13 protein-coding genes are annotated in these 17,435 nt (G+C 71.0%); all 13 read left to right on the top strand.

Translation table 11 applies throughout. The features are described 5' to 3' along the window. Positions 1-40 precede the first annotated feature (40 nt). The 13 genes from ACRX5W_RS14880 to glyA all read left to right on the top strand — a co-directional run bounded on the left by ACRX5W_RS14880 (position 41) and on the right by glyA (position 17,070). A complete protein-coding gene (locus ACRX5W_RS14880) occupies positions 41-436 on the top strand; it encodes a response regulator (protein WP_436788578.1) in 396 nt (131 codons plus the stop codon). A 131-nt stretch (positions 437-567) separates the two neighbouring features. After that, complete coding sequence (argS, locus tag ACRX5W_RS14875) at positions 568-2,220, top strand: arginine--tRNA ligase (protein WP_436788577.1); 1,653 nt, start codon at positions 568-570, stop codon at positions 2,218-2,220. Positions 2,221-2,682: 462 nt separating this feature from the next. Next, entirely contained in the window at positions 2,683-4,071 is a 1,389-nt protein-coding gene (gene lysA / locus ACRX5W_RS14870; RefSeq protein WP_436788576.1) for a diaminopimelate decarboxylase, read from the top strand. 557 nt (positions 4,072-4,628) lie between these two features. Next, positions 4,629-5,921 carry a homoserine dehydrogenase gene (locus tag ACRX5W_RS14865; protein WP_436788575.1) on the top strand — a complete coding sequence of 431 codons (1,293 nt, stop codon included), beginning with the start codon at positions 4,629-4,631 and terminating at the stop codon, positions 5,919-5,921. Then, entirely contained in the window at positions 5,918-7,069 is a 1,152-nt protein-coding gene (gene thrC / locus ACRX5W_RS14860; RefSeq protein WP_436788574.1) for a threonine synthase, read from the top strand. Before ACRX5W_RS14865 ends, thrC begins: the two co-directional genes overlap by 4 nt. An 812-nt stretch (positions 7,070-7,881) precedes the next feature. After that, positions 7,882-8,796 (top strand): homoserine kinase, encoded by a 915-nt coding sequence (thrB, locus tag ACRX5W_RS14855; protein ID WP_436788573.1) that lies wholly within the window; start codon positions 7,882-7,884, stop codon positions 8,794-8,796. Between the two features lie 642 nt (positions 8,797-9,438). Beyond that, positions 9,439-11,568 (top strand): transcription termination factor Rho, encoded by a 2,130-nt coding sequence (gene rho, locus ACRX5W_RS14850; RefSeq protein ID WP_436788572.1) that lies wholly within the window; start codon positions 9,439-9,441, stop codon positions 11,566-11,568. A 223-nt stretch (positions 11,569-11,791) separates the two neighbouring features. Further along, a complete protein-coding gene (gene rpmE / locus ACRX5W_RS14845; RefSeq protein ID WP_436788571.1) occupies positions 11,792-12,016 on the top strand; it encodes a 50S ribosomal protein L31 in 225 nt (74 codons plus the stop codon). Between the two features lie 153 nt (positions 12,017-12,169). After that, a complete protein-coding gene (gene prfA / locus ACRX5W_RS14840; protein ID WP_436788570.1) occupies positions 12,170-13,240 on the top strand; it encodes a peptide chain release factor 1 in 1,071 nt (356 codons plus the stop codon). 98 nt (positions 13,241-13,338) lie between these two features. Beyond that, complete coding sequence (gene prmC / locus ACRX5W_RS14835; protein ID WP_436788569.1) at positions 13,339-14,184, top strand: peptide chain release factor N(5)-glutamine methyltransferase; 846 nt, start codon at positions 13,339-13,341, stop codon at positions 14,182-14,184. Positions 14,185-14,395: 211 nt separating this feature from the next. Beyond that, positions 14,396-15,043 (top strand): L-threonylcarbamoyladenylate synthase, encoded by a 648-nt coding sequence (locus ACRX5W_RS14830; RefSeq protein ID WP_436788568.1) that lies wholly within the window; start codon positions 14,396-14,398, stop codon positions 15,041-15,043. Next, the gene (locus tag ACRX5W_RS14825) at positions 15,040-15,672 is read left to right on the top strand and encodes a low molecular weight phosphatase family protein (RefSeq protein WP_436788567.1); all 633 of its coding nucleotides are present in this window, start codon (positions 15,040-15,042) and stop codon (positions 15,670-15,672) included. The genes ACRX5W_RS14830 and ACRX5W_RS14825 overlap by 4 nt, the downstream gene beginning before the upstream one ends. A 123-nt stretch (positions 15,673-15,795) precedes the next feature. Then, positions 15,796-17,070 carry a serine hydroxymethyltransferase gene (glyA, locus tag ACRX5W_RS14820; RefSeq protein WP_436788566.1) on the top strand — a complete coding sequence of 425 codons (1,275 nt, stop codon included), beginning with the start codon at positions 15,796-15,798 and terminating at the stop codon, positions 17,068-17,070. Positions 17,071-17,435 lie beyond the last annotated feature (365 nt).

Raw genomic sequence — 17,435 nt, 5'->3', positions numbered from 1 at the left:
TTGGGCGCGGTGGGGTGGGGTTGGCGCCTACGCTCGACGGGTGAGTGGGTGGACGGGGGTCAAGGCCGGGCGGGTGCTTGTCGTTGACGACGACGAGGTGATCCGGCGGTTGATCGCGGTGAATCTGCGGCTGGAGGGGTTCGAGGTCACCACGGCTGTGGATGGCGAGGATGCGCTGGGGATGGTGCATGAGGTACGGCCCGACCTGGTGACACTGGATGTGGTGATGCCGCGGCTGGACGGGATTCGGACGGCGGCGCGCTTGCGGGCGGATCCGCGTACGGCCGGGTTGAAGATCGTGATGATCAGTGCGTGCGCGCAGAGTTCGGACGTGGCGCGGGCGCGCGAGGCCGGGGTGGATGCGTATCTGACGAAGCCGTTCGATCCTGATCAGTTGACGGCGGTGGTACGCGGGCTCGCGATCGTTCCGCACTGAGTACGCCGGAGCGCTGCTCAAGAAGCCGCCCCTGGGGCCCGCGGTGAGTCCCTCGGCCCTGGCCCCGATCGGGGGAGGCCTGTGGATACTGGGAGGCAGCCCGGCGACGTGGTCGCCTAGGCTTGTCTGCCGTGACCCCCGAAGAACTTTCCCAGGCTGTTTTGTCCGCGGTTCGTGCGTCTGTCGAGGCGGGCGAGTTGAGCGTCGGCGTGCCCGAGCGCGTCACGATCGAGCGACCGAAGAACCGCGAGCACGGGGATTACGCGACCAACGCCGCGCTGCAGTTGGCGAAGGCGGCGAAGAAGCCGCCGCGCGAGGTCGCGCAGATCATCGCGGGCCGGCTCGCGCAGGTGGGCGGGATCGCGTCCGTCGACATCGCCGGTCCCGGGTTCCTGAACATCACGGTGGACACCGCGTCCGCCGGCGAGTTGGCGCGCAGCATCGTCGAGGCGGGTGAGGCGTACGGCCGCGGTGAGAGCCTTGCCAAGCTGAAGATCAACCTGGAGTTCGTGTCGGCGAATCCGACCGGTCCCATCCACATCGGCGGCGTGCGGTGGGCCGCGGTCGGCGACTCGCTCGCGCGCATCCTCAAGGCCGCCGGCGCTGATGTCAGTACGGAGTACTACATCAACGACGCCGGCGTGCAGATCGACAAATTCGGCGGCTCCCTGATGGCCGCGGCGAACGGCCGGCCGATTCCGGAGGACGGCTATGTCGGCGAGTACATCAACGACATCGCCCGCGAGATCGTCGCGCAGTACGCCGGGTTGCTCGAACTGCCCGACGAGGAGCAGAAGAAGGTCTTCACCTCGACCGGCCTGCGGCTGATGGTGGCGGAGATCCAGCGGTCGATGGAGGAGTTCGGCACGCACTTCGACGTGTGGTTCTCCGAGAAGAGCCTGCACGACTCGGGTGCGGTGGACGAGGCGATCGAGCGGCTGCGCGGGCAGAACCACGTCTACACCGACGGCGGCGCGATCTGGCTGCGTACGACCGACTTCGGTGACGACAAGGACCGCGTCCTGATCAAGGGCGACGGGGAGACGACGTACTTCGCGTCCGACGCCGCCTACTACCTCAACAAGCGCGACCGCGGCAACGAGGTCTGTGTCTACATGCTCGGCGCCGACCACCACGGGTACGTCGGGCGCCTCAAGGCCATCGCAGCCTGTGCCGGCGACGACCCGGAGCACAACATCGAGGTGCTGATCGGGCAGTTCGTGAAGATGGTGCGGGAGGGGCAGGAGGTCCGCATGAGCAAGCGGGCCGGCAACATCATCACCATCGACGACGTCGTGGAGTGGATCGGCGTCGACGCCGCGCGGTATTCGCTCGCCCGGTCGTCGACGGATTCGACGATCACGCTCGACATCGACGTCCTGACGAGCGCCACCAACGAGAACCCGGTCTACTACGTGCAGTACGCCCACACCCGCATGTGCGGCGTCGAGCGCAAGGCCAAGGAACTCGGCATCGAGCGCGGCGAGTTCAAGCCCGAGCTGCTGGCCACCGAGTGGGAGTCGAACCTGCTGGGCATGCTCGGCGAGTTCCCCCGCATCGTCGCGAAGGCGGCTGAGCTGCGCGAGCCGCACCACGTCGCCCGGTATCTCGAAGAGCTCGCCGGGGTGTACCACCGGTTCTACGACAACTGCCGCATCATGCCCCTGGGCGACGAGCCGGCGACCGACCTCACGTACGCCCGGATGTGGCTCGCCGACGCCGCCCGCATCGTGGTCGCGAACGGGCTCGGCCTCCTCGGCGTGTCGGCGCCCGAGCGGATGTGACGGACGGAACGGACGACTGACTGCGGCGGACCATCACGGACCGCCGCAGTCGTTTTTCGGACGGGTACCGTGGGAGGAGCGGGCGGCATCCGATGCGGGCGAGGACGATCTCGTTCGCCGCGGGTGCCGCGTCTCCGGGACGGGTGGGACGGTGCCGCGACGCATCCGGAGAGGGACCCGGAGACGGGCAGGGCCACGCGGTGGCGTGTTTCGTTCCCGGCCCGGAGGAAGCGGGGTCTCGGCAGAGACGAGACGCAACGCGGCATCCGACCGGCGCTCCGCACCGAACAGCCACCGAAAAGCCACCGAACAGCGCCGGACCCGTCCGGAGCCCCGGTCGCCGAGTCACCGCCAACCGACAGTCCCGGAAGGCGTGACCCGACAAAGCCACACGGCATCCCGCCGCCCATCCAAGCCACACCGCAACCGAACCCGAGCAGCACACAGGGGAGCCTCCGCACCATGAGCAGGTCAGCACACCCCGCCGGACCCCGGCACGCCGACGTCCTCCCCGAAGGGCACGCGTTCCCCGCCCCGGAGGACCTGAACCGGCTGGACGCCAAAGTCTGGTCGGCGACGACCGAGCGCGGCACGGCCGGTGCGGTGTCGGTCGGGGGGCTGGACGTACGCGACCTCGCCGCCGAGTTCGGGACACCCGCGTACATCCTCGACGAGGACGACCTGCGGGCCCGCTGTCGCGCGTGGCGTGAGGCGTTCGAGGGCGCCGACGTGTTCTACGCGGGCAAGGCGTTCCTGTGCCGCGCGCTGGTGAAGTGGATCGCGGAGGAAGGCCTCAACCTCGACGTCTGCTCCGGCGGTGAGCTCGCGCTCGCGCTGAGTGCCGGCATGGATCCGGCGCGCATCGCCTTCCACGGCAACAACAAGTCCGTCCCGGAGATCGAGCGCGCGATCGAGGCGGGTGTCGGACGCATCATCGTCGACTCGTACGAGGAGATCGCCCGCGTCGCGTTCGCCGCGGAGCAACGCGGTGTCACACAAGGGGTGTTGGTCCGCGTCACGGTCGGAGTCGAGGCGCACACACACGAGTTCATCGCCACCGCACACGAGGACCAGAAGTTCGGGTTGTCGGTGGCCGACGGCAAGGCGGCCGAGGCGGTACGCCGCATCCTCAAGCACGCTTCGCTCGAACTCCTGGGTCTGCACTCGCACATCGGCTCGCAGATCTTCGACACGGCGGGCTTCGAGGTGTCCGCACGGCGGGTTGTCGCGCTGCTGGCCGCGATTCGCGACGAACACGGCGTGGAGCTGCCGGAGATCGACCTCGGCGGCGGGCTTGGCATCGCGTACACCTCGCACGACGACCCGAAGCAACCCGCCGACATCGCCAAGGAGTTGACGGAGATCGTGCGCCGCGAGTGCGAGGTCGCGAACCTCCGCGTGCCGCGCCTGTCGGTGGAGCCGGGCCGGGCCATCGCGGGGCCGTCGACCTTCACCCTCTACGAGGTCGGCACGGTCAAGCCGCTGGAAGGTCTGCGCACGTACGTCAGTGTCGACGGCGGCATGTCCGACAACATCCGCACCGCGCTCTACGACGCCGAGTACGACATCGCGCTCGTCTCCCGCCGCAGCGACGCCGAGCCGATGCTGTCGCGCGTCGTCGGCAAGCACTGCGAGTCGGGCGACATCGTCGTACGTGACGCCTACCTGCCCGCCGACCTCGCCCCCGGAGACCTTCTCGCGGTGCCCGCCACCGGCGCCTACTGCCGTTCGATGGCGAGCAACTACAACCACGTCACCAGGCCCCCGGTCATCGCGGTCAGGAACGGCCAGGCCCGGGTCGTGGTCCGCCGCGAGACGGAAGAAGACCTGCTCAGGCTCGACGTCGGCTGACGCGGGCGAGCATGGGGCGGCGTGAACCCGAGGCAGTGAACCCGAGTCGGCGAACCCAAGGAAGTGAACCCGAGCCGGCGAACCCGAAAGCGCCGGCCCGCGACCGGCAAGTCGGGGGTCGGCCGCCCCGAACCGGGCGAACCCGGGATCATGGAAGCAGCGACGGAGCGTCCTGGTGCCCGCGGTCCCGCTCCGCGCCGAACCGTGCGCACCCGCAACCAGAGCGACCGGCAGGAGAATATTTCGTTGGCCCCCGGCGAAACACGGAAGAATTCCTGCCGGGCCAGGTGATTTTCCGTCTCGGATCCTGGACGGACGTGGGATCACCACGTGACTAAAGGCGAAACTGGCCCGGTGTCTTTTTTCGGTCCCATCCGGGCACCGCCGCGGACATCGCAGACACCGGAGAGCGGAGAAGCCGGAGACAGCAAGGCACAACAGCACCACCGGGCACCAAGCGGTCACCGGGCAACACGAAGCGGTGACGAAGCAATCACGAAAGCAACGCGAAGTGCCCGGCAGCAAAGGCAGAACAGTCGTTGACGAAGCGAGGTCGGATGATGCGTACGCAGCCGCTCAAAGTGGCGCTGCTCGGTTGTGGTGTGGTGGGTTCCGAAGTGGCCCGCATCATGACGACGCACGCCACCGACCTCGCCGCCCGCATCGGCGCCCCCGTCGAGCTTGCCGGCGTCGCGGTGCGCCGGGCCGGCCGTGAGCGCCCCGGCATCGACCCCGCGCTGCTCACGACCGACGCCGAAGAGCTGGTCGAACGCGACGACGTCGACGTCGTGGTCGAGGTCATCGGCGGCATCGAGCCCGCCCGTACGCTCATCCTCGCCGCGATGGAGCACGGCGCCTCCGTCGTGTCCGCCAACAAGGCGCTGCTCGCCGAGGACGGCGCCACGCTGCACGCCGCCGCCGCGAAGTTCGGCGTCGACCTGTACTACGAGGCGTCCGTCGCGGGCGCGATCCCGCTGCTCCGCCCGCTGCGCGAGAGCCTGGCCGGCGACAAGGTCAACCGGGTTCTCGGTATCGTCAACGGGACGACCAACTTCATCCTCGACCGCATGGACTCCACCGGCGCCGGCTTCGCCGACGCGCTCGACGAGGCCACCCGCCTCGGCTACGCGGAAGCGGACCCGAGCGCCGACATCGAGGGCTTCGACGCCGCCGCGAAAGCCGCGATCCTGGCCGGCCTCGCGTTCCACACGAGGGTGACCGCCGCCGACGTCTACCGCGAGGGCATCACCGAGGTCACCGCGGCCGACGTCGCCGGCGCCAAGACGATGGACTGCGTCGTGAAGCTGCTCGCGATCTGCGAGCGCGGCGAGGACGGCGCGTCGGTCAGCGCGCGCGTGCACCCCGCGATGATCCCGAGGACGCACCCGCTCGCCTCCGTACGCGAGGCCTACAACGCGGTCTTCGTCGAGTCCGAGGCGGCCGGCAGCCTGATGTTCTACGGCCCGGGCGCGGGCGGCGCGCCGACGGCGAGCGCCGTGCTCGGCGACCTGGTCGCGGTGTGCCGCAACAAGCTGTCGCAGACCACCGGCCCGGGGGAGTCGGCGTACGCGAACCTCGACGTGCGCCCGGTCGGCCAGGCCGTCACGCGCTACCACCTCAGCCTCGACGTGGCGGACAAGCCGGGCGTGCTGGCCCAGGTGGCGACGGTCTTCGCCCAGCACGATGTGTCGATCGACACTGTGCGCCAACAGGGCCGCGACGGTGATGCGACACTCGTCATCGTCACGCACAGCGCCACCGACGCCGCTCTCTCGGCGACCGTGGACGAACTCCGCGGACTCGACATCGTCCGTGACATCGCCGGCATCATGCGGGTGGAAGGGGAATGACCATCGTGAGCGCGGCCAACAGCGCTTTGAGCAGCGCGGTGAACGAAACCGCAGGCGGCGACCGGACCGCTCGGCCCTCGCAGGGTCGGACGCATCAGTGGCGCGGGGTCATCGAGGAGTACCGGGACCGCCTCCCGGTGTCCGAGTCGACGCCGGTCGTCACCCTGCGCGAGGGCGGTACGCCGCTGGTGCCCGCACAGGTGCTTTCCCAGCGCACCGGCTGTGAGGTTCATCTCAAGGTCGAGGGCGCGAACCCGACCGGGTCCTTCAAGGACCGCGGGATGACGATGGCGATCTCGAAGGCCAAGGAGGAGGGCGCGCAGGCGGTCATCTGCGCGTCGACCGGCAACACGAGCGCGTCGGCGGCGGCGTACGCGGTCCGCGCCGGCATGGTGTGCGCCGTCCTCGTGCCGTCGGGCAAGATCGCGCTGGGCAAGATGGGCCAGGCGCTCGTGCACGGCTCGCGCATCCTCCAGGTGGACGGCAACTTCGACGACTGCCTGACGCTGGCCCGCGACCTGGCCGAGAAGTACCCGGTGGCGCTGGTCAATTCGGTCAACCCGGTGCGTATCGAGGGGCAGAAGACCGCGGCGTTCGAGATCGTCGACATGCTCGGCGACGCCCCGGACATCCACGTCCTCCCGGTCGGCAACGCGGGCAACATCACCGCGTACTGGAAGGGCTACCAGGAGTACGCGAACGACGGCCTCGCCGCGCGCCGGCCCCGCATGTGGGGCTACCAGGCGGCGGGTTCGGCGCCGATCGTGAACGGCGCGCCGGTCACCTCCCCGCAGACCATCGCCACCGCGATCCGCATCGGCAACCCCGCGTCGTGGGACTTCGCGCTCGCCGCCCGCGACGAGTCGGGCGGTCACATCGATTCCGTGACAGACCGTCAGATCCTCTCCGCCTACCGGCTGTTGGCGTCGCAGGAGGGCGTGTTCGTGGAGCCGTCCTCGGCGGCGAGCGTGGCGGGTCTGCTCAAGGCCGCCGAGCTCGGGCTGGTCGACCCCGGCCAGCGCATCGTGTGCACGGTCACCGGCAACGGCCTCAAGGACCCGGACTGGGCGGTCGCCGGCGCGCCGAAGCCCGTCGTCGTCCCGGTGGACGCGGTCGCCGCGGCCGGCCAACTCGGCCTCGACGCCTGACCGAAGCCGGAAACAGCCGACAGAACCAGAAAGACCGGAAACAATCCCGTACGAGGGGCACGCGGCCGCCGCGTGCCCCTCGTCGCGCACTCCGGCCGAGAATCCGCCCGGACGCCGGGTTCGCGACAGACGACAGCAGGTCCGCGACGACGCGAAGCGGGCCGCGGACAACGGATGTTCGTCGGCGCCCGCACCGCCACGGCCGCAGTTCCGCCCGGGCGGCCGCGTATTCGCACCCGGCGGCAAGCGCAGTGCCGCACGCGGGCCTGTGCGCTGGGCCGCAACTCCCTTGCAATGAACGGGATTTCATCTTCTCCCGCGGCGCCGATCGTCGACCGACCCCGCGCGTGCCGATCCACAAAGCCGGAATGGAAATATCGTCCGCGCGCAGACGACATCGCGCGCATATCGCGAGGGAACCACGGGCACGACTCTTTCGTAGAACCCGCACCGCATACCCGCGACGGACAAACGCCCGGGCCTCGGCCCCGCCACCGACTGCGGCGAAGGCGACGAACCGATTCGTCGGAATCGAGCCGAGTCGATACAGCCACACGGCGGGAAATCGAGAAATTACCCCGGGCGCGGCGTGCCGCTCGCCAAGGTCCTTTCGCTACGCTGAGTCCCTGACGCGGCCACAGCGACCTTGGCTCAAGGTCCGCGCCCGTCGTATCCGCCGTTCCCCACGGTCCGACATGGTCGCCGTTCACCATGTCTGCGCAGGCGGACAGGCCTCGAAGGCGTACCGCAAGGTGACATCGCGCCGTCGCAGGCGTCTGCCGGGACTCCACGAGGAGGAGTGTCCACAACAGATGGCCGGTCCAGCTTTCCGCGCCGCCCCGGTCCGGGTGCGCGTGCCCGCGACAAGTGCCAACCTCGGTCCCGGCTTCGACGCGTTCGGGCTCGCGCTGGGCCTCTACGACGACATCGTCGTACGCGTCGCCGACCGCGGCCTTTCGATAGACATCGCGGGCGAGGGCGCCGACAGCCTCCTCCGCGACGAGAACCACCTTGTCGTACGCGCCCTCAACGCAACCTTCGAAGTGCTCGGCGGGCGTCCGGCGGGCCTGGAGGTCGTGTGCGCGAACCGCATCCCGCACGGACGCGGCCTGGGCTCGTCCGCCGCGGCCATCTGCGCCGGAGTCATCGCCGCCCGCGCGCTGACGATCGGCGGCACCGACCGCCTCGACGACGCCGCGGCACTCGGCGTGGCGACGGCGCTCGAAGGCCACCCGGACAACGTCGCGGCGTGCCTGTACGGCGGGTTCACCACCGCGTGGACCGACGAGGACGGCCCGCACGCGGTCCGCACGCAACCGCACCCGGACATCGCGCCGGTGGTCTTCGTACCGTCGACGCCGCTGTCCACCGAGGTCGCCCGCGGCCTCCTGCCCGCGCAGGTCCCGCACACCGAGGCCGCCATCAATGCCGGCCGGGCCGCGCTTCTGGTCACCGCGTTGACGGCGCGCCCGGACCTCCTGTTGCCCGCGACGGAGGACCGGCTGCACCAGGACTACCGTGCCCCGGCGATGCCGGCCAGCACCTCGCTGGTTGCGAAACTGCGTGGTCAGGGGCATGCGGCGGTCATCTCGGGGGCCGGTCCGACGGTTCTCGCGCTGGTGACCGCCGAGCGCGTCGACGACGTCATCGGGGCCGCGGGCCCGGAATGGGTGGCGTCACGGCTGGACGTCGACGCCAACGGCGCCGGTGTCCTTCCCCTGGGGTAACCCACGACATGGTTGCTCGTTGGCAAGGTTGCCGCCGGCGCGCGGCGGAAGTGCTCCCGGGCCGCAACAGCCGGGCGTGCACGCATCGGTCGGCCGCGGACCCGACCGCGCACCGGCCGACACGGCAGCCGACACACCGACACACCGACACAGCGGCCGTCACGGCCGTCGCAATGACCAGGGCAATGACCGGCGCCGCCACTCGGGGGCGTCACGGGGTGGGGGAATGTCGCGTGGGTCCGGTAGTGTTAATGTCACCGCACCAGGAGTCCAGCCCTTACCAGGCGGGGCCAGTTCGGTGCCCGGTTTCGTTTTCCGTGGCCACGGTCATACGGGAGCTCCCCCTCCTGCCTGTCCCTCGTGACACAAACGTGGTTCCCCGAAGCCGTCCGACGCCCTTGCGGCGTCGTATCACGCGGATTCCAGCGAGAAATCCCGGGGCCCGAAGAGGACGAACCTCCCGCAGATGATCGTGAGCCCGATCCCAACCGCGCCGAACGCAGATTCGACGATTCCCGCCGTCAGGCGGACCACCGCACCGGACCCGCATCCGGGCCACCAGGGCCCGGGGCACGGGCCGGACAGCACAACCGGTCGCCGAGCCGTATCCAGGCCGACGCCCGCTCCAGGGAAGGACCCTTCGTGAGCGACACCACCGATCTCATGGACCAGGCCGCCGACCAGGCCGCGTCCGCCGCCAATGACGCACCCGCCGCCGCCCCGCGGCGCCGTCGTGCCGCCGGCGGCGGCCTGAATGGCATGGTGCTGGCTGAGTTGCAGCAAATTGCCGCCGGTCTCGGGATCAGCGGGACCGGACGCATGCGCAAGAGCCAGCTCATCGAGGCCATCCAGGCCAAGCAGGGCGGCGGCGAGCAGCCGTCTCCGGCCGCCGAGTCCGCACCCGCGGCGCCGCGGACCACCCGCGCCGCCAAGGCCGCCGCCGGGGCCCCCGCGCGGGCTGCCGAGGCCCCCGTGCAGGAGGCGCCTGCCGAGTCGGCCGCGACCGAGCCCGCCGCGCCCGCCGCCGCCCCGGCGAGCGAAGCGCCCACGCGTACGCGCCGCCTCGCGCGCCGCGGTGTGACCGACGTCGCGTCGCAGCAGTCGATCGACATTCCGGGGCAGGCCGCGAACGAGGGCGCCCCCGCGCGCACCCGCCGCGAAGGTGCCGAGGCCGCCGAGGCCGAGCAGCCGAGCCGGGGGCGCCGGGCCGCCGCCGACAAGCAGGCCGAGCGTGCCGAGAAGACCGAGCGGGAAGCCACCGCCGAGACCACCACAACGGTCGAGGAGGCCCCGCAGCAGGACGGCCGCCAAGACGGCCGCGGCGGCGAAGGCGGCGAGCGCGAAAGCCGCCGCGAGCGCCGCGAGCGCGGCCAGGGGCGTCGGGAGCGCGGCGAAGGCGACGGTCAGCGTGACCGCGGCGACCGCGCCGGGCGCAGCCGCGGTGACCGCGGTGACCGTACCGGCGGCGAACGCGCCGCATCGGGCGGCGAGCGCGCCGATCGCGGCGACCACGCCGGCGGGCAGGACGAGGACGACTTCGAGGGCGGCGGCCGGCGTCGCCGGGGCCGCTACCGCGACCGCAACCGGCGCCGCGGCCGCGACGGCTTCGAGGCGAACGAGCCCGTGGTGGCCGAGGACGACGTCCTGATCCCGGTCGCGGGCATCCTCGACATCCTGGAGAACTACGCGTTCGTGCGGACCTCCGGCTACCTGCCGGGCCCGAACGACGTGTACGTCTCCCTCGCCCAGGTCCGCAAGAACGGGCTGCGCAAGGGCGACGCGATCGTCGGCGCGGTGCGCCAGCCGCGCGAGGGCGAGCGCCGCGAGAAGTTCAACGCGCTGGTCCGGCTCGACACCGTCAACGGCTCCGAGCCCGAGCACGCCCGCCAGCGCCCGGACTTCACGAAGCTGACGCCGCTGTACCCGCAGGAGCGCCTGCGCCTGGAGACCGAGCCGAACGTCCTGACGACCCGGATCATCGATCTGGTCGCGCCGATCGGCAAGGGCCAGCGCGGTCTGATCGTCTCGCCGCCGAAGGCCGGCAAGACGATGGTCATGCAGGCGATCGCCAACGCGGTCACGCACAACAACCCCGAGTGCCACCTCATGGTCGTCCTCGTCGACGAACGGCCCGAAGAGGTCACCGACATGCAGCGCTCGGTCAAGGGCGAGGTCATCTCCTCGACCTTCGACCGGCCGGCCGAGGACCACACGATCGTCGCCGAGCTGGCGATCGAGCGCGCCAAGCGGCTTGTCGAACTCGGCCACGACGTCGTCGTGCTGCTCGACTCGATCACCCGCCTGGGCCGCGCGTACAACCTGGCCGCGCCCGCGTCGGGCCGCATCCTGTCCGGCGGTGTCGACTCGACCGCGCTCTACCCGCCGAAGCGCTTCTTCGGCGCCGCGCGCAACATCGAGAACGGCGGCTCGCTGACGATCCTCGCCACCGCGCTGGTCGAGACCGGCTCGCGCATGGACGAGGTGATCTTCGAGGAGTTCAAGGGCACCGGCAACATGGAGCTCAAGCTCGACCGCAAGCTCGCCGACAAGCGCATCTTCCCGGCGGTGGACGTCGACGCGTCCAGCACCCGCAAGGAGGAGATCCTCATGGCGCCGGACGAGCTGGCGATCGTGTGGAAGCTGCGCCGGGTGCTGCACGCGCTGGAGCAGCAGCAGGCGATCGAGCTCCTTCAGGACAAGATGAAGAAGACCAAGAGCAACGCCGAGTTCCTCATGCAGATCCAGAAGACCACCCCGATGCCGAACGACTGAGGCACCGACTGACGGGCGGCACGACCGGACCCTGACGGACCGCGCACACACGCGGGCCGTCGGGGTCCGGTGCGTCTCCCACAGGCCGCTCATCCCCCTTGCGGGGACCCGATTTTGGTGCGGCCCAAGGTGCCTGGCAGACTGGTATGTCGGCCCCGGTTCACGTCCGCCTTCTGCCTCGCGGTGACGACCCGGTGCCCCTCGAACCGTCAAGGAGACCCCTGTGAAGTCCGACATCCACCCGGAATACGTGGAGACCGTCGTCACCTGCACCTGCGGTGCCACGTTCACCACGCGCAGCACAGCCACGAGCGGCAAGATCAGCGCCGACGTGTGCTCGCAGTGCCACCCGTTCTACACGGGCAAGCAGAAGATCCTCGACACCGGCGGTCGCGTCGCCCGCTTCGAGAAGCGCTTCGGCAAGGGCCCCGGCGCGGGCAGCAAGTAGCGACTTTCGACGCCGGAGGGGTACGCGAGGCCGGGCCAGGCCCGTCCCGCCCCTCCGGCGTCGTTCGTTTGTCCCCCTCCGCCTTCCGCCCCCGCCCGCACCCTGTCGGCCCGAGCGGCCCTTGACAGCGGTCCACTGACAGGAGCAAGCCCCGTGTTCGAGGCGATGGACGACCTTCTCGCCGAGCACGCCGACCTCGAACGGCGACTCGCCGATCCCCAGGTCCACGCCGACCAGGCGCGCGCCCGTACGCTCGGCCGCCGGTACGCCGAGCTGAGCCCCATCGTCGACACGTACCGCTCCTGGCTCCAGACCGGCGACGACATCGCGACCGCGCGCGAACTCGCCTTCGAGGACCCGGACTTCGCCGCCGAAGCCGACGAGCAGGAGCACCGCCGCGACGAGCTGGCCGACAAACTGCGCCACCTGCTCGTACCGCGCGACCCCGCCGACGACAAGGACGTCATCCTCGAAGTCAAGGCGGGCGAGGGCGGCGACGAGTCCGCGCTGTTCGCCGGCGACCTGCTGCGCATGTATCTGCGCTACGCGGAACGCGCCGGGTGGAAGGCCGAGATCATCGACGCCAACGAGTCCGACCTCGGCGGCTACAAGGACGTCTCGGTCGCGATCAAGGCCAAGGGCACCCCCGCACCCGGCGAAGGCGTGTTCGCCCGCCTCAAGTTCGAGGGCGGCGTCCACCGCGTGCAGCGCGTCCCGGCCACCGAGTCGCAGGGCCGCATCCACACCTCCGCGGCCGGCGTTCTGGTGCTGCCCGAGGCCGAGGACATCGACGTCGAGATCAACCCGAACGACCTGCGCATCGACGTCTACCGCTCGTCGGGCCCCGGCGGCCAGTCGGTCAACACCACCGACTCCGCCGTGCGCATCACCCACCTGCCGACCGGCGTCGTCGCCTCGTGCCAGAACGAGAAGAGCCAGCTCCAGAACAAGGAGCAGGCGATGCGCATCCTGCGGGCCCGACTGCTCGCCGCGGCCCGCGAGGAAGCCGACAAGGAAGCCGCCGACGCCCGCCGCAGCCAGGTCCGCACCGTGGACCGGTCGGAGCGCATCCGCACCTACAACTTCCCGGAGAACCGGATCTCCGATCACCGGGTGGGTTACAAGGCGTACAACCTCGACCAGGTGCTCGACGGCGACCTGGACGCGGTGGTCCAGGCATGCGTCGACGCCGACACGGAAGCCAGACTGGCCCTCAGCGGCTGAGCCGCCGGCAGGGGCCGCCGGGCGACCCCCGGGAGACCGGCCCCCACGCCCACACGGCATCTCCGGGCCTCGCGGCCCGAGACTGCGGACGGAGAAAGATGAACCTGCTGCTCGCCGAGGTGGCCCAGGCCACCCTGCGACTGGCCGATGCGGGCGTGCCCTCGCCGCGCTTCGACGCCGAGGAGCTGGCCGCGTACGTGCACGGGGTCAAGCGGGGCGAGTTGCATACCGTCGCCGACGGTGACTTCGACGCGCGGTTCTGGGCCGCGGTGGCCCGCCGCGAAGCGCGCGAGCCGCTCCAGCACATCACCGGCCGGGCGTTCTTCCGCTACCTCGAACTCCAGGTTGGGCCAGGGGTGTTCGTGCCTCGGCCGGAGACCGAGGTGGTGGTCGGCTGGGCGATAGAGGCACTGCGCGCGATGGACGTCGCCGAGCCGCTGGTGGTCGACCTCTGCACGGGGTCGGGCGCGATCGCGCTGGCGGTCGCCCAGGAGGTGCCGCGGTCGGTCGTCCACGCCGTCGAGCTGGACGAACGCGCGTTCGGCTACGCGCGCCGCAACGCCGCCGGATCGCGCGTCAACCTCCACCACGGCGACGCGCTGGCCGCCCTGCCGCACCTCAACGGCACGGTCGACCTGGTGATCAGCAACCCGCCGTACATCCCGCTTGAGGAGTGGGAGAACGTCGCACCCGAGGCGCGCGACCACGACCCGGAGATGGCGCTGTTCTCCGGACCGGACGGCCTCGACGTGATCCGAGGCCTGTCGCGCACCGCCTACCGGCTCCTGCGGCCCGGCGGCCTCGTGGTCGTCGAGCACGCGGACACCCAGGGCGGGACGGTGCCGTGGATCTTCAACGAGGAATCGGGCTGGGTCGACGCCGCCGACCACCGGGATCTGAACAACAGGCCGCGGTTCACGACGGCGCGCAAGGAGGGGGCGTGAGGGCTGCCGGGGGCCCGGGGGTTGTCCGCGGGCGTGTGCGGGACGACGGCGAGCGAGGGGGAGGCGTGAGGGCTGCCGGAGGACCGCTTCGCCGAGCCGTGGCTCCCGCCGCGCGGCCGATGCCACGTCGAGAGAGCGAAGAGCCCGGCCTCGGCAGGTCGGGGAGCCGGGGGATTCCCCGGAGCAGGCACAGTTTGGAAGGACTTTTCCGATGAGCCGACGCTACGACTGCTCCGACACCCTGGATCGCAGCCTGGGGCTGCGCGAGGCCGCCAGCGCGGTGAAACGGGGTGAGCTCGTCGTCCTGCCCACCGACACGCTGTACGGGATCGGCTGCGACGCGTTCTCGCCGCACGCGGTCCGGTCGCTGCTGGACGCCAAGGGCCGGGGGCGCAACATGCCGTCGCCGGTCCTGGTGGGCTCGCCGACCACGCTGCACGGGCTGGTCACCGGCTTCCCCGAGACCGGCTGGGAGCTCGTCGACGCGTTCTGGCCGGGCGCGCTGACCCTCGTGGCGTTCCACCAGCCGTCGTTGCAGTGGGACCTGGGCGAGACGCGCGGCACGGTCGCCGTACGCATGCCGCTGCACCCGGTCGCGATCGAACTTTTGCGCGAGACCGGCCCGATGGCGGTCAGCAGCGCGAACCGCTCGGGCAACCCGCCGGCGGCGACCGTCGAGGACGCCGTGGACCAGCTCGGCGAATCCGTGTCGGTCTACCTGGACGGCGGCACCATCCCCGCCGCGGTGCCGTCCTCGATCGTCGACCTGACCGCGGGCCGCCCGCGCCTGCTGCGCGAGGGCGCTCTCTCGCTCGCCGAGCTGCGCGAGGTCGTGCCCGACCTGGAAGGCGTGAGTTGAACCCGACCCCAGCCGGGGCCGGGACGGCGGCGGGCGCGGGGCCCTTCCGCATCCTCTTCGTGTGCACCGGCAGCATCTGCCGGTCGCCGATCGCGGAGCGCCTCGCCCGTCTGGGCCTGTCGCGGCGCCTGGCGTCGTACGAGGCCGACCGCATCGAGGTGACCAGCGCCGGCACGTGGGGCCACGAGGGCGCGGCCATGGAGCCGTTCGCCGCCGAGGTGGTCCGCGAATTCGGCGGCGACCCGGGGGACTTCCTCGGCCGCGAGCTCCAGGACGAGCACGTCGCCGAGGCGGACCTCGTGCTGACCGCGACACTCGACCACCGCGCGCACGTGGTCTCGATGGGCCACGCGTCCGGCCTGCGCACCTTCACCCTCAAGGAGTTCACCCGTCTGGTCGGCTCCCTGGAGCGGTCCGCGGTGCCCGAGGGCGACCTGGTCGAACGCGGCCGGTTCCTGGTGCGCGCGGCCGCCGCCCTGCGCGGGCGCATGGCGGCCCCCGGCCCGGAGTGGGACGAGGTGGCCGACCCGTACGGATCACCGCTCACCGTCTTCCGCGCCTGCGCCTCCGAGATCAACACCGCGATCGACCCGATGCTGACTGCTCTGACTGCGCGGACAGGGATGTGATGCAGGTCTCTCCGACCTACAGTGGAGGGTGCCTTTTCTCCACGTTCCCCGATCGATTCCCCTGTCGCGCGGCCATGGCCAGGGAGGGCGTCTCGACAGGCCGGCCCGGTTAGGAGTTGTGCCATGGGCACGACCGATGTCCCGTTCTGGGGCCCGGACTTCTCCCTACTCCAGCAGACCGATCCCGACATCGCCGACGTGGTGCTCGGCGAACTGTCCCGGCAGCGTGGCGGTCTCCAACTGATCGCCAGCGAGAACTTCACGTCGCCCGCGGTCCTCGCGGTCCTCGGCAGCACGTTGTCCAACAAGTACGCCGAGGGCTACCCGGGGCGGCGTTACTACGGCGGCTGCACGCAGGTCGACCGCGCGGAGGAGATTGGCGTCAGGCGTGCGTGCGAGTTGTTCGGCGCGGCCCACGCGAACCTCCAGCCGCACTCCGGCGCGTCCGCCAACCTCGCGGCGTACGCGGCCGTGCTCGTGCCGGGCGACACCGTCCTGGCGATGTCCCTCCCGCACGGCGGCCACCTCACCCACGGCTCGCGGGTGAACTTCTCCGGCCGGTGGTTCAGCACGGTCGCGTACGGCGTGCGCGAGAAGGACGAGACGATCGACTACGACCAGGTCCGCGACCTCGCGCGGCGGCACCGGCCGAAGATGATCATCTGCGGGGCGACCGCCTATTCGCGACTCGTCGACTTCGCGGCCTTCCGGGAGATCGCCGACGAGGTCGACGCCTACCTGGTCGTCGACGCCGCGCACTTCATCGGCCTGGTGGCCGGCGGAGTTGTGCCGTCGCCGGTGCCGTACGCCGACATCGTCACCGCGACCACCCACAAGGTCCTGCGCGGTCCCCGAGGCGGCATGATCCTGTGCCGCGAGGAACTGGCCGAGCGCATCGACAAAGCGGTATTCCCGTTCTGCCAAGGCGGCCCGCTGATGCACGTGGTCGCCGCGAAAGCGGTCGCCCTGCGGGAGGCGGCGCAGCCGTCGTTCGCCGCGTACGCCCGCCAGGTGGTCGCCAACGCCCAGGCGCTCGTCGGCGGCCTTGAGGCCGAGGGCATGCGCGCGGTCTCGGGCGGCACCGACACCCATCTCGCGCTGCTGGACCTGCGCGGCATCGGGGTGAGCGGGCGCGACGCCGAGATGCGCTGCGAGCGCGCCGGGATCACGCTCAACAAGAACGCCATCCCGTTCGACCCGGTCAAGCCGATGATCGCGTCGGGCATCCGGGTCGGCACTCCCGCGGTGACCACGCAGGGCATGACCGAGGGCGACATGAAGGAGATCGCGGCGCTGGTCGGCCGTGCGGTGCGGGACACCGGCGGCGGTGCGGCGGCGGACATCAAGGCCGTGGTCACCGAGCTGGTGGTGCGGCATCCGGCGTACCCGCGCGCGTGACACACGCGGATGTGGGCGCGGTCGGGCCCACCGGGCGCCCCGGCGCCTGGAGCGGTGCCGGTCTCGCGAAGACGGTGCGCGCAACGCGGCACCGAAATGAGCCCGGCCGCGTCTATGTGGAAGAACAACGGCGTCCCCTGACGGGCGGGCGCCGGAACGGTGGTTCTATCGTGAACGCAGAGCGCACAGTGGCCCAAGTGACCGGTGTGACACACGCGGGGGCAGGTGCGGGGACAAAAGGTGTGACCCGTGCTTGCGGTGGCTCGTGGGGTCCCGGCTGTGCGATCGTTTCCCGCCGGGAAGACGATGACCTCTAGTGTGCTGCGTGTGGTGCGGCAATATGCACAGTCCGGGGACGGTGGCTG

The sequence above is a fragment of the Yinghuangia sp. YIM S10712 genome, assembly GCF_051388935.1.
GTDB lineage: Bacteria > Actinomycetota > Actinomycetes > Streptomycetales > Streptomycetaceae > Yinghuangia.
Note: the sequence above shows the minus strand (reverse complement) of the source record. Positions and strands in the feature narration are given on the sequence as shown.